Genomic DNA, 18,024 nt, shown 5'->3' on the forward strand with positions numbered 1-18,024 from the left:
CCCTCAAGTTTGCCTACGGCAACCCGTTAAAGCATGGACTGCTTCATTACTGGAATCCCATGCGTAACCTGATCGCCCTGTTCGCTTGCTGCTGCGTCGCCATGAGCGCAAGCGCGAACGATCCTGCCGCCGCGGCAGCCAAGCTCGCGGCCTCCATCTCGAAACCGGCGTCGGCTTCCATGCCGGCCGGCGCCAAGACGTCGTCTTCCGACGCGGTCAAGAAGCTGGTGGCGGCCGCCGATGCCAAGGTTGCTGCCGGGCCTGCCGCTGCGGCCGTTGCGCCTGCTGCCAGCGCCAAGGAAGAGGACGCCGAAGTCGCGCTGTCCTCCAAGATCGCCGAGCGCCTGGCCGAGTTGCGCGAGCGCCAGCAGGCGCGCGCCGGCGCGGCCGCCCGTGCCAGGAAGGTGGCCGATGCCCGCCGCAAGCAGGAAGAGCAGGCCGCCGTCGCCGCCGCCGCCGCGGCGATCACGGCTGCCGCCGCACCGAAGCGCGGCACCGCTTGGTCCTACGAGGGCGAACTCGGTCCGGCCAACTGGTCGAAGATCAACGACGGCTGGGCCAAGTGCGCCACCGGCAACCGCCAGTCGCCGATCGACCTGCGCGACGGCATCAAGGTCAACCTGGAACAGATCAGCTTCGATTACCACCCGTCCTCGTTCAGCGAGATCAACAATGGCCGCACGATCCAGGTCGACGTCGGCAGCGGCAATTTCATCACGGTCGGCAACCAGACCTACGAACTGCAGCAATTCCACTTTCACCGTCCGTCCGAGGAAAAAATCAACGGCAAGGGCACGGAAATGGTCATGCACATGGTGCACAAGAGCGCCGACGGCAAGATCGCGATCGTCGCCGTGCTGCTCGAGCGCGGCCAGCCGCACGGCCTGATCCAGACGGTCTGGGACAACCTGCCGCTGGAAAAGAACGAGACCGTGTCGCCGGCGATCGTGATCGACCCAATGGATGCGCTGCCGGAAAAGCGTGAGTATTTCACCTACATGGGTTCCCTGAGCGAACCGCCGTGCACCGAGGGTGTGCTGTGGATGGTGTTCAAGCAGCCGCGCCAGGCGTCACCGGCGCAGATGGCCCTGTTTTCGCGGCTGTATCCGCTGAATGCGCGGCCGCTGCAGTCGACGGCGGGGCGGATGATCAAGGAGTCGAACTGAGGCTGGCTTAGCGCAGCCACCGTCGCCCCTGCGAAGGCAGGGGTCCAAGTTTGCCGGCATCTCGATATCGCAAGCAGGACTTGGGCCCCTGCCTGCGCAGGGGCGACGGTTACAAGTTAACGATTCAGGTGGAGTCGGCGCACCATCAAGCCGACACGACAACCCGGTGCTCCCCCCGCCAGCTCCCGCCCGGCTCCAGCACCTGCGGCCCCAGCAAGGCCGGCTCGATGCACACGAACCGCCGGTACTCTTCATCGTCCATGTCGTTCAGCGCCGCCGCATCGGCCGCCCCCGGATTCCACACGACCGCATCGGTAAAGCCGCTCTGCTGCAGCCCCAGCTTGTCGGCCCCGGTATCGAACACGATGTTGCCGGCGATCCCCTCGAACACCTGGTCCAGCTTGTCGGTAATCGCCAGCGTCTCGGCCTGCACGCCGTCGATGCGCACCGCTTCCACGTCTTCGACCAGGTAATAGGTGTGCAGCGCGGCCGAGAAGGGGAAGGCCTCGGTGCCGGTATTGCGCACCTCGAGCTGGAGGACCAGCGACTGCGCCCCCACCGTCACCCGCAGCGACAGTTCGAACGGCGCCGGCCAGGCGGCCGCCAGCGCGGGCGCCAGGTCGGCCTGCGACAGGCCCAGCACGGCGAATGCGGCGCCGTCCTGCTCGCCCGACTCGAGCACGCGCCAGGTGCTGACGCGCGCGAAGCCGTGGCGCATGCCGCTGCCGCGTTCGGCGAACTGGGGAAAGATCACCGGCACGCCGCCGCGGATTGCGCGGCTGCCGTCGAGCGTGGACAGGGTGCTGAGGAACAGGCGTTCCTGCGCGGCAGGTGCCTGCAAGCCCACCGCGCCGGCCGCGCTGGCCTGCGGGCTGGGCGGGGTTTTCCATGACACCAGGTGGGCACCATACAGGGTGATGGTCGCTTCGGCGCCGTCGGGCGCACGAAGTTGTAAAGCGGGCAATTGCCCAAACTGCGTGGTGGTTGCGCTCACGGGCCTCTCCTCAGGTAAAGCCAATGGAGTCGTCACGCGCGGCAACCACGCCATCGGATCAAGTCATGCGGCTCTTCGCCAGCGGCGGATTGTACGCGAAGTAGCGCTTGATGCCTTTGGTGATCGCGTCGGCCAGTTGATTTTGATAGCCGTCGTCCTTCAGCCGCGCTTCCTCTTCCGGATTCGAGATGAAAGCGGTCTCGACCAGGATCGAGGGGATGTCGGGCGCCTTCAGCACCGCAAAGCCGGCCTGTTCGACCGAGCCCTTGTGCAGGCGGTTGATGCCGCCGATCTCGGACAGCACGGCCTTGCCCAGCTTGAGGCTGTCGTTGATCTGGGCCGTGGTCGACAGGTCGAACAGCACGCTGGCGATATCCTTGTCGTGCGACGCGAAGTTGGTGCCGCCGATCAGGTCGGCCTTGTTCTGGTCGTTGGCCAGCCAGCGCGCGGCGCTCGAGCTGGCGCCTTTTTCCGACAGTACGAACACCGACGAGCCGCGCGCGCTCGGCTGGACAAAGGCGTCGGCGTGGATCGACACGAACAGGTCGGCCTGCACCTTCCTCGCTTTTTCCACGCGCTGGCCGAGCGGCACGAAGAAGTCGGCGTCGCGGGTCAGCATCACGCGCGTGTTCGGCAACTCTTCCAGCTTGGCCTTCAGGCGCTTGGCGACCGACAGAACGATGTCCTTTTCGTGCACGCCGGTGGCGCCGGTCGCGCCCGGGTCCTCGCCGCCATGGCCGGGGTCGAGCGCGATGGTGACCATGCGCGCCACCTTCTGGCCAGGCGCGGCCTTCGGGTGAGCCTCCGCCTGTGCCTGTGCCTTTGCCTGCGCCTGGTTTCGGACCGCGGCCGGCGGTTGCGGCGTGCTCGGCTGCGGCTGGGCCGGCGTGGTGCCGGCGCGCGCGGCGTCGGCTTCCAGCTGGGCCACGGCTGCCGGGCCGACCTGGCCGACGCTCGGGGCGCCCGGCTGGGCACTCGGCGTCGGGGTGGCGGCCGCGACTTCACTGCCGCTCCACTTTTCCTTGTCGATCATCGCCGTCAGCGGATCGACCGGCTTGAGAGGATATAAATCAAAAATCAGGCGGTGCCGGTAGCCGGCCACCGGATCCAGCGTGAACACCTGCGGCTTGACGGTTTCCTTCAGGTCGAACACCAGGCGCACCACGTTCGGGCGGTTCTGGCCGACCCGCACCTGCTTGATGTAGGGGTCGTTCGATTCGACCTTGGCGACCAGGCTTTTCAGGGTGTCGTTGAGGGCCAGGCCATCGATGTCGACGACCAGCCTTGGCGGGTCGGGCACCATGAAATGGGTGGTCTTCAGCTCGCCGTCGTTTTCCAGCGTGACGCGGGTGTAGTCGTCGGCCGGCCAGACGCGCACGGCCATGATCTGGGCGGCCATGGCGGCGGTCGGCAGCAGGACAGGGGCGAGCACCGACAGCAGCAGCGTGCCGCCTTTTTTCAGGGCGGTGCGCCGCGTCGGCGAATCGGGAATCAGGGAGTCGGGGGGTAGTGCAGGCGTTCGAGGCATAGCAGGCCCAAGTCGGACAACGCCTGCAATTCTACAGTACGCCCGAGCCCGCTGACTTCCAGCAACACGTTCACGTCGGGTGGCGGCAACACCGGCTCGCCTTTTTCCGGCCACTCGACGATGCAAATGTTGTGACCATTGAAATCTTCGCGGAAGCCGGCGTCCAGGAATTCTTCCGGACTCGACATGCGGTACAGGTCATAGTGGATCAGGTCGACCGGCTGGCCGCCGAGGCTGATGCGGTAGGGTTCCGACAGCGTATAGGTCGGGCTTTTCACCGCGCCCTGGTGGCCGGCCGCGTGCAGCAGCGCGCGCGTGAGGGCGGTCTTGCCGGCGCCGAGGTCGCCGTGCAGGTAGAGCACCAGGCCCGGCTCCAGTGCGCGCGCCAGGGCGCCGCCCAGGGCACGGGTCGCGTCTTCATCAGGAAGATAAGTTCTTATGGACTGCATCAATTAAAATAGTGTGTTGCGGACGCTTGCTCCGCATCGTGTTGTCAACTTTCCCGCCATGTCCGACGCTTCTCCCGACCTCGACCAACTCGCGCACGCCATCAAGGCATGGGGCGCCGAACTCGGCTTTGCCGACGTCCGCATCACGGACATTGATCTGGCGCATACGGAAGCGGGGCTGCAAGCCTGGCTTGACGCAGGCCACCATGGCGAGATGGATTATATGGCAAGCCACGGCATGAAGCGCGCCCGGCCGGCCGAACTGGTGCCCGGCACGGTGCGCGTGATCAGCGCGCGCATGGACTACCTGCCGCGCGCCACGGCGGACGACTGGCGCGCGCGCGAACGCCTGCGCCAGCAGGATCCGCAGGCGGCCGTGGTCTCGGTCTACGCCCGCGGACGCGATTACCACAAGGTCTTGCGCAACCGCCTGCAGGCGCTGGCCGAGAAGGTCAAGGCGGCCATCGGCGCATACGGCTACCGCGTGTTCACCGATTCGGCGCCGGTGATGGAATTGCCGCTGGCACAAAAAGCGGGCCTCGGCTGGCGCGGCAAGCATACCCTGCTGCTGTCGCGTGAAGCCGGATCGACCTTCTTCATCGGCGAGATCCTGGTCGACCTGGCGCTGCCTGTCGATGAACCTACCGGCGCCCACTGCGGCCAGTGCGCCGCCTGCATCGGCGCCTGCCCGACCGGCGCCATCCTGGGGCCGGGCCGGCTCGATGCGCGGCGCTGCATCTCCTACCTGACGATCGAACTGAAGGGCAGCATCCCGGAAGAATTCCGGCCGCTGATCGGCAACCGCATCTACGGCTGCGACGATTGCCAGCTGGTGTGTCCGTGGAACAAGTTCGCGCAGCGCGGCATGCTGCCCGACTTCGACGAGCGCAATGGCCTTGGCGCAGCGAGCCTGGTGGAACTGTTCAGCTGGGAAGAGGAAGAATTCAACCGCCGCATGGAGGGCAGTCCGATCCGCCGCATCGGCCATGAGCGCTGGCTGCGCAACCTGGCGGTGGGACTCGGTAACGCAGCGGCGGAGCGCCCGGGCGACCCGGCCATCGTGGCCACCCTGCAAGCCCGCGCGGCGCATCCGTCGGCGCTGGTGCGCGAGCACGTGGCCTGGGCGCTGGCGCGCCACGGGGTCGTGCTACAGCTCGATGCGCTTCATGCGTAGCGCCGACCAGTCGCCGTCGATCGAGATCATCGCCACACCTGTGATACCGTTTTCCTTTGCATAGGCATTGATCGAGTCGCGATTGATATCGGTGGCCTTGGAAGCGGTCTGCTTCAGGTACGCCACCCACAGCGACCCCTTGTCGCCCATGCGTTCCTTGGCGATCGGGAAATACTGCTCGAGTTCCTTGCGGTTCATTGCGAACAGCAATACCACGTCTACTCGGTCGTCAGCTTTACCTTGATCATTCTTGATCAGGTTGGGCGGCATTTGCGAGACCATGCCGGGGTGAACGCCCCCGTTCAAGATCAACATCGATTTCGCCGTCCGCAAAAACATCTTGTCTGCAATCGTCTTTTCGCTCATCTGTTCTTCCCTAAAGAATTTTTCTTGCAGGGCCAGTGGGGCCATCGGGGGTGCAATGATTTTACAAGCGAACTTGCGAAAAGCTTGGAGGCAACAACCTGTTGTGCGCGCCTGTTCCGTAGACGAGATTACTTCAACAACCCTGCCAATTCCACTGCCGTCTTGACCTGCATCTTGTCGAAGATGTGTGCCCTGTGCACCTCCACCGTACGCATGGAAATGCCGAGCTTGTCGGCCACGACCTTGTTCATGTTGCCGGCCAGGATCAGGTCAAGGACTTCGCGTTCACGCGCCGACAAGGTCGCCAGGCGCGCACGCACCGCGGCCGCGCCGGCGGCCTTGCGCGAGGCCGCCATGGCTTCTTCCACGCGGTCCATCAGCTGGTTGTCGTTGAACGGTTTTTCGAAGAAGTCGAAGGCGCCGCGCTTGAGCGAGTCGACCGCCATCGGCACGTCGCCGTGGCCGGTCAGGAAGATCACCGGCAGGCGCGCCAGCAGGCCGCGCGCGACCAGCTGGTCGAACACGGCGATGCCGTTCATGCCGGGCATGCGCACGTCGAGCAGTACGCAGTCGCCACTCGCACCGCTGGCGCCATCTGCGCCGTCGGCGGCTTGCGCCTGTTCGCCGAGGGCATCGAGAAAGGCCTGGCCGCCGGCATGGCCGCGCGCCGCCAGCCCGCGCGATTGCGCCAGCCATTCGAGGGCGTCGCGGATGACGTCTTCGTCGTCGACGATGTGCAGCATGCGATGGATCTCCTTTTATTGGGCGGTTATTTTAGCGCAGCGTTTGCCTGGCGGCGGGCGCTCATGCTTTTTGCAGGGCAAATGTGAAGACGGTGCCGCCGCCCGGATTGTCGGCGTGGCTCAGGGTCCCGCCGTGGAATTCGATTGCGGTGCGGCAGATCGACAGGCCCATGCCCATGCCTTCGGCCTTGGTCGAAAAGAAGGGCGAGAACAGGCGCTCGGCCACTTCGGGCGCGATGCCGTGGCCATTGTCGATGACCGAGACCGCCACCTGGGCGTCGGTTTCCTGCGCCGTGATGCGCAGCAGGCGCCGCTCGGGCGCGATGTCCTGCATCGCCTCGATCGCGTTGCGCGTCAGGTTCAGCAGCACCTGCTCGAGCAGTACGCGGTCGGCCAGTACCGGCGGCAGCGCGGGCGGGAAGTCGACCTGCAGCGTTACGTAGCTCTGGCGCGCCTGCATGTCGATCAGCGCGCGGATGCCGTCGACCACCTGCTGCATCGCCACGTTCTCGCGGTGCGGCTCGCGCTTCTTGACGAATTCGTGCACGCTGCGGATCACCTGGCCGGCGCGCCGCGCCTGGGTGTTCGCCTGTTCCAGCGCGCGCTTGAGCATGCCGATGTCCAGCGCCGGCGCTGCACCCGGTGCGCTGCCCTCATCCGCGTTGGCCCGGTTCAGCACGTTGAGGGCGCCGGCGGTGTAGCTGGAAATCGCCGCCAGCGGCTGGTTCAGCTCGTGCGCCAGCATCGACGAGATCTCGCCCATGGTCGACAGGCGCGCGCTGGTTTCCAGTTTTTCCTGCTGCTGGCGGCTGAGTTCCTCGGCGCGCTTGCGGTCGGTGATGTCGAGCACGGAGCTCATCCAGCCGGTATGGCGGCCGTGGTTGTCGACCAGCGGCGCCTCGAAGATCAGCACCGGCACGCGCACCCCGTCGGTCCGCTGGAACACGGTCTCGAACTGCGGCGTGGCCTGGCCCGCCAGCACCTTGCGGAAGCGCTGTTCATACTCGGCCATGGCTTCCGGCGCCCAGTAGGGCATCGGCGGCTTCTTGCCCAGCAGTTCCTCCGGCGGCAACCCGACCATGCGGCAGAAGGCCGGGTTGACGTAGGTGACGCGGCCTTCCAGGTCGCGCGCGCGCAGGCCGGTCAGCAGCGAATCTTCCATCGCGGTGCGGAAGGCCATCTGCTGGCGCAGCGCGTTCTCGGCGGCGATGGTGCGCGCGATGTGGCGCCACAGCGCGACCAGCGACAGCACCAGCCCCAGCGCCAGCACGATCACGGAACCCACCAGCAGGTTCGGCAGCAGCTTCGGCGCGCCCTTGACGCTGTCGGTGGCCAGCACGATCTGCGAGCCGGGCAGGTCGAGCGCGCGCTTGTGGGTATAGATCCCGCGTCCGGGGCCGCCGGCGGCGCGCTGCGCCACGACGCGGTCGTCGCGGTCGAGCAGCGACAGCGCGTTGTCCTGGGCGAACCACCAGGGTACGTTTTCGTCGAGCAGGGTCTGCAGGTTGTAGGTGGCGACCAGGCTGCCGGCATAGGTGCCGGCACGGTACAGCGGCAGGTGGAAGTCGACCAGGCCATGCAGCGCCGCGGTGGCGCCATACGGTTCGCTGTAGCGGCCGGCGCGCGTGGTGCGCGCCATCTCGGCCGCCTCGCGCGAGGATTCGGTCAGGCCGGCGGCCGGCAATTCCATGCCGCGCAGCGCCCGCACGCCCCCGTCGGGGCCGAGCCAGACCACGCGCCGCAGTTCGTGGCCGTTCTTGAACATCTGCGCCAGGCGCGCCTGCAGCACGTTCGCTGCCGGCGCTTCCACCACCAGGTCGGCGCCGAGCGTGGCCAGCGCCTCTTCGCTGCGCGCCAGTTCGAAGCGCAGCGTCTGCTCGACCCACAGGGTGTCGGCGATCAGCTGTTCCTGGCGCTCGTTGGCTTCCATCTGGCGCGCCTGCCAGGGCAGCCACAGCAGCACCAGCAGGAACAGCAGCACCAGCAGCACCGGCACCAGCCAGCGCCAGGGGCCTTCGGGAACGGGGCGAGGCGTCGTAAATGGATTCTTCATATCGATTGCATTGCTGCCCGCCTTGCGGTTTTCCACGATGGCGGCGGCGTCCGGGAAACGGCACACTGGGGCCAGCTTCAGAATATACCTGTATTGCTTCAGTCAGAGGAAAGATCATGCGGATCAAAGCCGCCCTGGCCGCGTTGGCCTCGCTGCCCATCATTATCGGCCTTTGTGCCGCGGTCGGCACCGGCAGCGCCCGTGCCCAGGCCCCCATCGTCATCAAGTTCAGCCACGTGGTCGCGCCGGGTGCGCCCAAGGGCCTGGCGGCCGAGCGTTTCCGGGTGCTGGCCGAACAGATGACGCGGGGTCGGGTCAAGGTCGAAGTCTACCCGAACAGCCAGCTCTACAAGGACAAGGAAGAACTGGAAGCCCTGCAACTGGGCGCGGTGCAGATGCTGGCGCCGTCGCTGGCCAAGTTCGGGCCACTGGGCGTGAAGGAATTCGAAGCCTTCGACCTGCCTTATATCTTCCCCACCAAGGCCGCGCTGAACGCGGTGACCGAGGGTCCGATCGGGCGCAGCCTGCTGCGCAAGCTGGAATCGAAAGGACTCACCGGGCTGGCCTACTGGGACAACGGCTTCAAGGTGATGTCGGCCAACCGGCCGCTGCACGACCCGGCCGACTTCCGCGGACTGCGCATGCGTATCCAGGGTTCCAAGGTGCTCGACGCCCAGATGCGCGCGCTGGGCGCGGCGCCCCAGGTACTGGCGTTTTCGGAAGCCTACCCGGCGCTGCAGTCGGGCGTGGTCGACGGCACCGAGAACCCGCCGTCGAACATGCTGACCCAGCGCATGAACGAGGTGCAGAAACACGTGACGGTGTCCAACCACGGTTACCTGGGGTATGCCGTGATCGTCAACAAGAAGTTCTGGGATGGTCTGCCGCGCGACATTCGTGCGCAGCTGGAAGGGGCGCTGCGCGAAGCCACGACCTATGAAAAAGCCATAGCCCAGCGTGATAACGAGCGCGCGCTCGAGACGATCCGCAAGACCGGCAAGACCACCGTCTACACCCTCACGCCGGAACAGCAGGCTGCCTGGCGCCGGGCGCTGCTGCCGGTCCAGAAGCAGATGGAAGGGCGCATCGGGCCGGAACTGATCGAATCGATCAACCGGACCACGGCCGCGAACCGTTGATCGTGCACCGTTTATACGCATGCCGCATGAGGATGGACGATCTGGCTTGACACTTTCGATTGCTAAATTTCTTGTCAGCAATGAAATGCCGGCTGAGCCCACTTTCTGTTGTTTTTGAGTTGGTTATAGCTGAAATATATTCCGTGAATGTATATAGAAATGTATTTCTTTCTTATGCGGATGCGTTATGATGGAGCACCTTCAGCACTACATTGGTGCGTAAGGAAGAGGTACCGGATACATGTTGGGGAGAGGTAGAAAAAGCGGTAATGGCGGTACCACAAGTACATCGCATACATTCACCGGAAAAAAGTTTGGAGGAGACACACGTTTTACATGATGCTGCCGGCACGACCGAGCGGCCGGGAACGTGAACCAGATTGAAGCGCACCCCAGGGTGCGCTTTTTTTTTCGCCTGTGCATCTATCGGCGGGCGTCGGCTCTTGTCGCAGCGCCGACGGGGTTTTACACTACGCTGATGAATACACAACAGGGCAGCGAGATCTTCAGCGCCATCACGGCCGCGCCGTTCGGGGCCATCGGTATCCGTACCGAACAGGACAGTTTGCGCGAGCTGGTCTACCTGCCGCCGCATTACCAGGAAAAGGCGCCGCTCGACGCCGTCGCCGAACAGGCTGCCGCGCAGGTCACGTGCTATTTTGCCGATCCCGAATACCGCTTCGACCTGCCGCTGCACGCGGCCGGCACCGCATTCCAGCGCCGCGTGTGGGACATGATCGCGGCGATCCCGCGCGGCAGCGTGCGCACCTACGGCCAGCTCGCCAAGCTGCTGGAATCGCATCCGCGCGCGGTCGGCCAGGCCTGCGGCGCCAACTGGTTCCCGCTGGTGGTTCCCTGCCACCGCGTGACCGCGGCCGGCGGCCTGGGCGGCTTTGCCAGCCACGACGACGAAAACGGCTTCCACCTCTCGGTCAAGCGCTGGCTGCTGCGCCACGAAGGCGCGCTCGCCACCGACATGCCATGGCAACAACAGCCGATTTTCCCCTGATCGACGCGTTCTGCGACACGCTCTGGCTCGAGCACGGGCTGTCGAAGAACTCGCTGGACGCCTACCGGCGCGACCTGCGCCTGTTCGCGCGCTGGCTGCAGGCCAAGCGTCCCGAACGCGCCGACCTGCACGCGGTGCAACCGCAGGATATCGCCGCCTATTTCGCCGACCGCCACGAGGAATCGAAACCGAGTTCGGCCAACCGGCGCCTGTCGGTGCTGAAGCGCTTCTACCAGCTGGCGCTGCGCGAACGCCGCATCAGCAGCGATCCCTGCCTGAAGATGGCATCGGCGAAGCAGCCGGCGCGCTTCGTGCACACCTTGAGCGAAGCCCAGGTCGAGGCCTTGCTGAATGCGCCGGACGTGAGTACGCCGCTGGGCCTGCGCGAGCGCACCATGCTCGAACTGATGTATGCGAGCGGCTTGCGCGTATCGGAACTGGTGACCCTGAAAGTGGTCGAGCTGAGCCTGAACGACGGCGTGCTGCGCATTACCGGCAAGGGCAGCAAGACGCGGCTGGTGCCCTTCGGCGAGCAAGCGCGCCACTGGCTGGAACGCTACCTCAAGGAGGCGCGCGGCCAGATCCTCGACGGCCAGGTCGACGACGCCCTGTTCGTCACCGGCCGCGGTGGCGCCATGACGCGCCAGATGTTCTGGGTCGTCATTAAGAAGCATGCGGCCCGGGCCGGCATCACCGCGCCGCTGTCGCCGCACACGCTGCGCCACGCGTTTGCCACCCACCTGCTGAACCACGGCGCCGACTTGCGCGTCGTACAACTGCTGCTGGGCCATTCCGATATCTCGACCACGCAAATCTACACCCACGTCGCGCGCGAGCGCCTGAAACACCTGCACGCCCAGCACCACCCGCGCGGATAAATCTCAAGGCCCGGCCACCGGCGTGCCCCATAATGGTTCGGTAGGAGTTTTCCCAACCGGGTCCCATTGACATGCTCGAGGTAATTATGCCCAGGACGAATTTCCAGTACGAGAAGCGGCAGCGCGAGTTGGAAAAGAAGCGCAAGGCGGACGAGAAGGCAAAGCGCAAGCTGGAGGCCAAGCTGCACAAGGGGCCTGGGGAGGCGGGCGAGGCGGTTGGGGAGGCTTCCGAGGCTGGCGAGGCGCAGGTCGAGGCGGAGCCGGTGGGGCAGGGGGAGCGGGATCCGGCTTGAATGGACGTGAAGGTTTTCTAATTGTTGGCCTGAAATCCGTCGCCCCTGCGAAGGCAGGGGCCCAAGTTTTGCGAGCAATCAGCCGCATACGCTGGCGGCCCGCGCCGAACTTGGGCCCCTGCCTGCGCAGGGGCGACGTTTTGCAGCTAACGCGGAAAATTACGCAGTTTGCTGTTCACCTGCCGCAGCACTTTCTTCCGCGGCAGCATGTTCCTCATTCCACCGGAACCACTTTACCGCCCGCTTGCCCAGCGCATCCAGGTAGGTATAAGCCACCGGCACCACCACCAGCGTCAGCAGGGTCGAGGTGATCACTCCGCCGATCACCGCCCGCCCCATCGGCGCCTGGGTCTCGCCGCCTTCGCCCATGCCGATCGCCATCGGCAGCATCCCGAAGATCATCGCCAGCGTCGTCATCAGGATCGGGCGCAGGCGCACCTGGCCGGCTTCCATCAGGGCCGCGAATTGGGACTTGCCTTCGCGCTGGCCGTGGTTGGCGAAGTCCACCAGCAGGATCGCGTTCTTGGTCACCAGGCCCATCAGCATCACCACCCCGATCACCGAGAAGATGTTGAGCGTGGTCTTGGTGACCAGCAGCGCCACCAGCACGCCGATGAGCGACAGCGGCAGCGACACCATGATCGCGATCGGCTGCAGGAAGCTGCCGAACTGCGAGGCCAGCACCAGGTAGATGAAGATGACCGCGATGCCGAGCGCCACGCCGAAGCCGGCCATGGTCTCGTCCATCTGCTCGGCGCGGCCGCCGACGTCGAAGCGCACGCCGTCCGGCATCTCGATCGACTTCATGGCCTGGCGCACCTCGGTCATCACGTCGCCCAGCGGCCGGCCGTCCAGGCCGGCGTAGACCGCCACGCGGCGCTGCAGGGCCTGGCGCTTGAGCACCTGCGGGCTGGTCGAGGGCACGAACTCCACCACCTGGCGCAGCGGCACCATGATCGGGTTGCCGGCCGCGTCCAGGCGGCTCGAAGCCACCGCCAGGTCGCCCAGGTCGGCGATCTTCTGGCGGCCGGTCTTCGGCAGCTGCACGTTGACTTCGTAGTTCTGGCCGTCCGGCGCCAGCCAGCGGTTGGTCTGGTCGCCGGCGACGAAAGGCCGCAGCGAGGCGCCGATCTGCTGCACCGACAGTCCGAGGTCGCGCGCCAGTTCGTGGTTGATTTTCACCAGGGTGGCCGGATTCGCGCCTTCCTGGCTGTATTCGATGTCGGCCACGCCCTTGATCGCTGCCATCTTGTCCATCAGGCGGTGGGCCACGGCATCCAGCTTGGCATCGTCGTTGCCGAGGATGGCGATGAAGATCGGGCGCTCGCCGACGCTGAGGGTGACGCCGGCGATCGGGGACAGGCGGTCGCGGATCACCTGTTCCAGTTCCTGCTGCGAGCGGCGGTGGGTCTGGTGCACGTCCGTCAGCTTCAGGTTGACCTGGGAGTAATTGCGGCCTTCCCAGGAGCCGACGATGGTCGAGATGCTCTCGATTTCCTTGAATTCGCCGAGCGCGGCCTCGATCTGGCGCAGCTTGGCGTCGGAGTACTCGAGGCTGGAACCGACCGGGGTCTTGAAGCGCAGCTGGATGAAGCCGTTGTCGACCTGGGGCGTGAACTCGCCGCCGATCTTCGGCACCAGCAGCAGGCTGCCGGCGAACAGGGCGAAGGCGAGCAGCAGGGTCGACTTGCGCCAGGCCAGCGCGAAGCCGAGCACCTTGGCATACCAGCCATGCACGTGCTCGATGCCGCGGTCGATGCGCGCCATCAGGCGGCCCAGCCAGGGCACATACTTGAAGCGGTCCTTGGCCGGGTCCGGCCATACCGAGGACAGCATCGGGTCGAGGGTGAAGCTGACGAACAGCGAGACCAGCACCGCGACCGCCACCGTGATCCCGAACTGCAGGAAGAAGCGGCCGATGATGCCCTGCATGAAGGCGATCGGCACGAACACGGCGACGATGGCAAAGGTGGTGGCCATCACCGCCAGGCCGATCTCGTTGGTGCCCTCCTCGGCGGCGCGCACGTGGTTCTTGCCCATGCCGAGATGGCGCACGATGTTTTCGCGCACCACGATGGCGTCGTCGATCAGCAGGCCGATCGACAGCGACAGCGCCATCAGGGTCAGGAAGTTCAGCGTGAAGCCGAAGTACTTCATGGCGATGAAGCTGGCCAGCACCGAGATCGGCAGGGTCAGGCCGGTGATGATGGTGCTGCGCCAGGAGTGCAGGAACAGGAACACGATCACCATGGTCAGGATCGCGCCTTCGATGATGGTGTCCTTGACGTTGTCGAGCTGGCCCTGCACGGTCTTGGCCTGGTCGTCCAGGACGGTGAAGCGGATATCCTTGGGCAGGCTGTCCTTCATCGCCTCGATCGCCGCCCGCACGCCCGTGCCCACCGCAACCGTGTTGGCATCCTGGACCTTGGCGATTTCCAGCGAGATGGCGCGCTCGCCGTTCACGCGCGAGATCGAGTCCTCTTCGGCGGCGCCGTCCGCGATCCGGGCCACCTGTTCCAGGTAGACCGGGCCGCTGGCGTGCTGGGCCACGATGATGCGGTTGAAGTCGCGTGCTTCCTTCATCTTGCCTTCGATGCGCACCAGGTTCTCGCGCTCGCCGCGGCTGACGCGGCCGGCCGGCAGGTTGGCGTTGGTGGCGCTGATCGCGGCCATGACTTCATCGATGCCGACGTTCAGGCTGCGCAGCTGGTCCGGACGGATGTCGACCAGGACTTGCCGATTCTGCTTGCCGTTGACGCGGACCTGGCCGACGCCTGACACCGCCTGCAGGCGCTTGACGATGACCTGGTCGGTCAGCATGGTCAGGTCGCGCAGGCTGCGCTCGTGGGACGTGAGCGACAGCTGGATGATCGGCTGCGCATTGTCGCCTTCCTGGCGATACACGGTCGGTTCCTTCACCTCGCGCGGGAAGCCGCCGCGCACGGTGCCGATGCGGTCACGCAGTTCCTGGACGGCGCGGTCCATGTTGACGGTCAGCTGGAATTCGACGCCGACCCCGGACCGGCCCTCGAAGGAAGAGCTGCGGATCGCCTTGATGCCGCCGACGGTATTCGCCGCTTCCTCGATCGGGCGGGTGACGTCGTTCTCGACCTGCTCGGGCGAGGCGCCCGGGTACTGGGTCTCGATAAAGACGGCCGGGATCTCGACATTGGGCATGTTTTCCACGCCCAGGCCGCGGTAGGAAAACAGGCCGAGCACCATCAGGCCGACCATCACCATGGTCGCGAACACCGGGTGCTTGATGCTGACGCGGGTCATCCACATGGTGTCAGCCTTTCACGGGAGTGGCAACGGCCGGCAGCTTGACGCGGTGGCCCGGCTTGACGCCGTCCAGCGGCAGCGCCAGCACGGTGGCGCCGGCCTGGATGCCGTCGAGCGCTTCGACCAGGCCTTCGTCCTGGTTGCGCAGGCCGAGCTTCACCGGCTGCGCCACGACCTTGCCGCCGTCGACGCGGTACACCACGTCCTCGCCTCGCAGTTCTCCTTCTCCGGTACGCACGGCGGTCAAAGGCAGCAGCGCGTGCGCTGCCGATTTCTCGGTCGTCACCGCGCCTTTCGCGAACATGCCGGCGCGCAGCAGGCCATCCGGATTGTCGACGCCGATATACACCAGCATGGCGCGCGAGCCGGCTTCGGTGGACGGGTTGATGCGCACCACCTTGCCGGCGAAGTTGCGCTCGCCGAAGCCGTCGACGCGGAACTGCACTTCCTGGCCCACCTTGATGCGCGGGATGTCGGAGGCCGGCACCTGGGCGTCCAGGGTTAGCTGCTGCAGGTCGACGATCGAAAACACCGGACTGTCCGGCGCCAGCTTTTCGCCGGCCTGCACGTGGCGCTTGCTGACCACGCCCGACAGCGGCGCGCGGATCACGGTGTCAAGCAGCGCGATGCGCGTCAATTCGAGCTGGGCACGGGCGGCATCGACCGCGGCCTGGGCCAGGTCGACCGCGTTCGAACTGGTGTCGTAGGCGCTCTGGGCGATGTACTTCTGCTGCAGCAGGGCCGCGCTGTTGGCCTGGTTCTTCTTCGCCAGCGCCAGGCGCGCGTTGGCGTCGGCCAGCAGCGCCTGCTGCTGCGCCACGCGGGCGCGCGCTTCGGCGTCGTCGAGGCGGGCGATCACCTGGCCGGCGGCGACCCGCATCCCTTCCTGCACGGTGGTGGCCAGCACCACGCCCGAGACCTTCGATTTCACGGTCGCCTGGGCCAGCGGGGTCAGGGACCCGGACAGGGGCAAAGTCACTGCCAGCGGACGCGCCTCGACCACGGCGATGTCGCGCTTCGACAGTTCGTGAACGGATTCCTTGTCCGCCTTGGCGGCGGCCGGCGCGGGCTGGGCGGGGGCCGCGGCGCGCTGGGTCCAGGCATAGCCGCCGGCGGCGCCGGCAAGGAGCAAGGCGGCCAGGCCGATGGCGGCGCGGCGGCGTTGATGGGGCACGGTGCTTGCGGCCGGTTCGGCCGGCGACAGGGGAAGCGTCTCGATCTTCATGGCCTCGTTCTTGTTGAGCGCGTTGGAAGGGGAGCGCACGTGTTCCGTCGGAGGGATGGAGCTCCATGCGCATGAAGGCATGGTAGGGAAGGCGATGACGAACAGCTATCGGAATGCGACGAGCGGTGAAAAAGGACCGCTGAATGGTGAAAAAGGCGGCGTGGGCGTTGCCGGCTCAGCCATCGCCCTCGGGTTCCCCTTCGGCGCGCTCGAACAGGCGCAGCCTGGCCAGCACCTGCCCGTGGTCCGAGGCTTCCGGCAGGCCCAGGTCGAGGTGGTCGTTCAGGTACACGACGTCGGCGATTTCGCCCAGCGCCCCCGGCAGCTCGGGATTGAACTCGCTCGACACCAGGATATGGTCGATGGTCGTGTACTGCCCCTCGTGCAGGTTCGAAAAGCCGACGTGGCGCACGCGGTCCTGGCGCCGCTGCATGCCGCAGGCGTCGTACAGGCGGTCGCCGGCCGGACCGCCGATGCCGAGCACGATGCCGGTGGTGACGGCGTCGGCGACGTCGTTGAAGTCGCCCAGCACGATCCGCGGCCGGTGGTGTTCGCGGCCGAGGCGCGACAGGATCACGCGCAGCGCCGCCGCCTCGGTGCCGCGCCGGATCAGCGAGCGCAGCGAGGCCAGCGCGAACAGCTGCGGATCGTCGCCGGTGTCGCCGGTGCGGTAATCGGGACGGCGCGACTTCAGGTGCACCACCAGCACGTCGGCCACCAGCCCGGGCGCGAGCTCGATCTGCGCGTGCAGCGGCGGGCGGGTAAAGCGTTCCGGGTCGCGGTTCCCGGGCGGCATCGCGATCCCGGAAGGAAAATAGGGCAGCGGTTCCGGCGCCGCCGCCAGCGGCAGGCGCGACACCAGGGCCACGCTCGGCGTCAGCTTGTCGGCGCCGGGATCGGGATCGAAGCCGATATGCAGGGCCTCGCGGTAGCGCCGCGTGCGCGACAGTACCTCGGCCAGCGTCGCCTGCGAAAACACCTCCTGGAAGCCGATCACGTCGGCATTCAGCGTGTCGAGCTGGCGCGCGGTCCAATCGATTTTCGCTTCGGTCTCCTCGGGCGTGTAGGGCGCCAGATTGTCGTAGAGCCGGGCGCCCGCCGGGGCCAGGTTATAGACATTAAAGGTGGCAAAGCGAATTTCTTGCTGCATAATCGGAACTCCTCCGTTTGCTTTTAGCGTAACACGCATGGCCAAGAAAGAGCACATCTCCGAAACGCCCGCCACCCAGTTCCTGCGCAAGCAGGGGGTGGCCTTTTCCGAGCACCCCTACGAATATGAGGAACACGGCGGTACGGCGGTCTCCTCGCGCGCGCTCGGCGTGCCCGAACACGACGTCGTCAAGACCCTGGTGATGCAGGACGAGGCGGCGCGCCCGCTGATCGTGCTGATGCATGGCGACTGCAAGGTATCGACCAAGAACCTGGCGCGCGCGATCCCGTGCAAGTCGGTCGAGCCGTGCAAGCCCGAGGTGGCGCAGCGCCATTCCGGCTACCTGGTGGGCGGCACCTCGCCGTTCGGCATCCGCAAGGCGATGCCTGTATACGTCGAGGAATCGATTCTCGAGCTCGACAAGATCTACATCAATGGCGGGCGGCGCGGTTTCCTGGTCGGGATCGCACCGCAGGTGCTGGTCGACGTGCTGAAGGCGCGGACTGTGCATTGTGCGCTGGCGGAGTAAAGGCTTGCCGCCGGGCATAAGCCATGGTGTATAGTCACGCGCCGGC

The 18,024-nt window shown here is 66.1% G+C and carries 16 protein-coding genes; 7 read left to right on the forward strand and 9 right to left on the reverse strand.

Annotation, left to right across the window (positions count from 1 at the left end; translation table 11 throughout):
• The first annotated feature begins 59 nt into the window (after positions 1-59).
• Positions 60-1,166, forward strand: a complete 1,107-nt coding sequence (locus U1H99_RS02370; protein ID WP_323140169.1) for a carbonic anhydrase — start codon at positions 60-62, stop codon at positions 1,164-1,166.
• Between the two features lie 145 nt (positions 1,167-1,311).
• Here the strand turns inward: U1H99_RS02370 and U1H99_RS02375 are convergent, their stop codons facing one another.
• From U1H99_RS02375 to tsaE, 3 genes are read right to left on the reverse strand one after another with little or no spacing between them, the layout of a single operon-like run.
• Complete coding sequence (locus U1H99_RS02375) at positions 1,312-2,160, reverse strand: aldose epimerase family protein (RefSeq protein ID WP_323140170.1); 849 nt, start codon at positions 2,158-2,160, stop codon at positions 1,312-1,314.
• Between the two features lie 58 nt (positions 2,161-2,218).
• The gene (locus tag U1H99_RS02380) at positions 2,219-3,688 is read right to left on the reverse strand and encodes an N-acetylmuramoyl-L-alanine amidase (protein WP_323140171.1); all 1,470 of its coding nucleotides are present in this window, start codon (positions 3,686-3,688) and stop codon (positions 2,219-2,221) included.
• Complete coding sequence (gene tsaE, locus U1H99_RS02385) at positions 3,652-4,137, reverse strand: tRNA (adenosine(37)-N6)-threonylcarbamoyltransferase complex ATPase subunit type 1 TsaE (protein WP_323140172.1); 486 nt, start codon at positions 4,135-4,137, stop codon at positions 3,652-3,654. Before tsaE ends, U1H99_RS02380 begins: the two co-directional genes overlap by 37 nt.
• Positions 4,138-4,195: 58 nt before the next feature.
• On the opposite strand from tsaE, the gene queG reads away from it, so the two are divergent.
• Complete coding sequence (gene queG / locus U1H99_RS02390) at positions 4,196-5,311, forward strand: tRNA epoxyqueuosine(34) reductase QueG (protein ID WP_323140173.1); 1,116 nt, start codon at positions 4,196-4,198, stop codon at positions 5,309-5,311.
• Here queG and U1H99_RS02395 read toward each other — a convergent pair.
• The 3 genes from U1H99_RS02395 to U1H99_RS02405 all read right to left on the reverse strand — a co-directional run bounded on the left by U1H99_RS02395 (position 5,285) and on the right by U1H99_RS02405 (position 8,473).
• Positions 5,285-5,722, reverse strand: a complete 438-nt coding sequence (locus tag U1H99_RS02395) for a DUF3052 family protein (protein WP_323140174.1) — start codon at positions 5,720-5,722, stop codon at positions 5,285-5,287. The two genes, queG and U1H99_RS02395, sit on opposite strands and share 27 nt — an antisense overlap.
• An 83-nt stretch (positions 5,723-5,805) precedes the next feature.
• Positions 5,806-6,420, reverse strand: a complete 615-nt coding sequence (locus U1H99_RS02400) for a response regulator transcription factor (protein WP_323140175.1) — start codon at positions 6,418-6,420, stop codon at positions 5,806-5,808.
• A 61-nt stretch (positions 6,421-6,481) separates the two neighbouring features.
• On the reverse strand, positions 6,482-8,473 hold the full coding sequence (locus U1H99_RS02405; protein WP_323140176.1) for a two-component system sensor histidine kinase NtrB: 1,992 nt from the start codon (positions 8,471-8,473) through the stop codon (positions 6,482-6,484).
• A 116-nt stretch (positions 8,474-8,589) separates the two neighbouring features.
• On the opposite strand from U1H99_RS02405, the gene U1H99_RS02410 reads away from it, so the two are divergent.
• The 4 genes from U1H99_RS02410 to U1H99_RS02425 all read left to right on the forward strand — a co-directional run bounded on the left by U1H99_RS02410 (position 8,590) and on the right by U1H99_RS02425 (position 11,792).
• Positions 8,590-9,612: a TRAP transporter substrate-binding protein gene (locus U1H99_RS02410; RefSeq protein WP_323140177.1), complete on the forward strand. Its 1,023-nt coding sequence runs from the start codon at positions 8,590-8,592 to the stop codon at positions 9,610-9,612.
• Positions 9,613-10,090: 478 nt separating this feature from the next.
• On the forward strand, positions 10,091-10,621 hold the full coding sequence (locus tag U1H99_RS02415) for a methylated-DNA--[protein]-cysteine S-methyltransferase (RefSeq protein WP_323140178.1): 531 nt from the start codon (positions 10,091-10,093) through the stop codon (positions 10,619-10,621).
• Complete coding sequence (gene xerD, locus U1H99_RS02420; RefSeq protein ID WP_323140179.1) at positions 10,594-11,499, forward strand: site-specific tyrosine recombinase XerD; 906 nt, start codon at positions 10,594-10,596, stop codon at positions 11,497-11,499. Before U1H99_RS02415 ends, xerD begins: the two co-directional genes overlap by 28 nt.
• A gap of 86 nt (positions 11,500-11,585) precedes the next feature.
• Positions 11,586-11,792, forward strand: a complete 207-nt coding sequence (locus U1H99_RS02425; RefSeq protein WP_323140180.1) for a hypothetical protein — start codon at positions 11,586-11,588, stop codon at positions 11,790-11,792.
• 159 nt (positions 11,793-11,951) lie between these two features.
• On the opposite strand, the gene U1H99_RS02430 is transcribed toward U1H99_RS02425, so the two are convergent.
• The 3 genes from U1H99_RS02430 to U1H99_RS02440 form a co-directional block, all read right to left on the reverse strand.
• Positions 11,952-15,077, reverse strand: coding sequence for an efflux RND transporter permease subunit (locus U1H99_RS02430; RefSeq protein ID WP_323140181.1), 3,126 nt, complete (start codon positions 15,075-15,077; stop codon positions 11,952-11,954).
• Positions 15,078-15,081: 4 nt separating this feature from the next.
• Entirely contained in the window at positions 15,082-16,338 is a 1,257-nt protein-coding gene (locus U1H99_RS02435) for an efflux RND transporter periplasmic adaptor subunit (RefSeq protein WP_323140182.1), read from the reverse strand.
• Between the two features lie 136 nt (positions 16,339-16,474).
• On the reverse strand, positions 16,475-17,449 hold the full coding sequence (locus U1H99_RS02440) for an endonuclease/exonuclease/phosphatase family protein (RefSeq protein ID WP_323140183.1): 975 nt from the start codon (positions 17,447-17,449) through the stop codon (positions 16,475-16,477).
• Positions 17,450-17,486: 37 nt separating this feature from the next.
• Between U1H99_RS02440 and ybaK the strand changes: the two genes are divergently transcribed.
• Complete coding sequence (ybaK, locus tag U1H99_RS02445; protein WP_323140184.1) at positions 17,487-17,978, forward strand: Cys-tRNA(Pro) deacylase; 492 nt, start codon at positions 17,487-17,489, stop codon at positions 17,976-17,978.
• Positions 17,979-18,024 lie beyond the last annotated feature (46 nt).

This window comes from Massilia phyllosphaerae, from assembly GCF_034659755.1.
In the GTDB taxonomy this organism is placed as follows: domain Bacteria; phylum Pseudomonadota; class Gammaproteobacteria; order Burkholderiales; family Burkholderiaceae_D; genus Telluria; species Telluria phyllosphaerae.

Coding starts and splice junctions, on each gene's coding strand:
- U1H99_RS02370 (WP_323140169.1), top strand. CDS start 60: ATGCGTAACCTGATCGCCCTGTTCGCTTGCTGCTGCGTCGCCATGAGC.
- U1H99_RS02380 (WP_323140171.1), bottom strand. CDS start 3,688: ATGCCTCGAACGCCTGCACTACCCCCCGACTCCCTGATTCCCGATTCG.
- tsaE (WP_323140172.1), bottom strand. CDS start 4,137: ATGCAGTCCATAAGAACTTATCTTCCTGATGAAGACGCGACCCGTGCC.
- queG (WP_323140173.1), top strand. CDS start 4,196: ATGTCCGACGCTTCTCCCGACCTCGACCAACTCGCGCACGCCATCAAG.
- U1H99_RS02395 (WP_323140174.1), bottom strand. CDS start 5,722: ATGGCCCCACTGGCCCTGCAAGAAAAATTCTTTAGGGAAGAACAGATG.
- U1H99_RS02400 (WP_323140175.1), bottom strand. CDS start 6,420: ATGCTGCACATCGTCGACGACGAAGACGTCATCCGCGACGCCCTCGAA.
- U1H99_RS02405 (WP_323140176.1), bottom strand. CDS start 8,473: ATGAAGAATCCATTTACGACGCCTCGCCCCGTTCCCGAAGGCCCCTGG.
- U1H99_RS02410 (WP_323140177.1), top strand. CDS start 8,590: ATGCGGATCAAAGCCGCCCTGGCCGCGTTGGCCTCGCTGCCCATCATT.
- U1H99_RS02415 (WP_323140178.1), top strand. CDS start 10,091: ATGAATACACAACAGGGCAGCGAGATCTTCAGCGCCATCACGGCCGCG.
- xerD (WP_323140179.1), top strand. CDS start 10,594: ATGGCAACAACAGCCGATTTTCCCCTGATCGACGCGTTCTGCGACACG.
- U1H99_RS02425 (WP_323140180.1), top strand. CDS start 11,586: ATGCCCAGGACGAATTTCCAGTACGAGAAGCGGCAGCGCGAGTTGGAA.
- U1H99_RS02430 (WP_323140181.1), bottom strand. CDS start 15,077: ATGTGGATGACCCGCGTCAGCATCAAGCACCCGGTGTTCGCGACCATG.
- U1H99_RS02440 (WP_323140183.1), bottom strand. CDS start 17,449: ATGCAGCAAGAAATTCGCTTTGCCACCTTTAATGTCTATAACCTGGCC.
- ybaK (WP_323140184.1), top strand. CDS start 17,487: ATGGCCAAGAAAGAGCACATCTCCGAAACGCCCGCCACCCAGTTCCTG.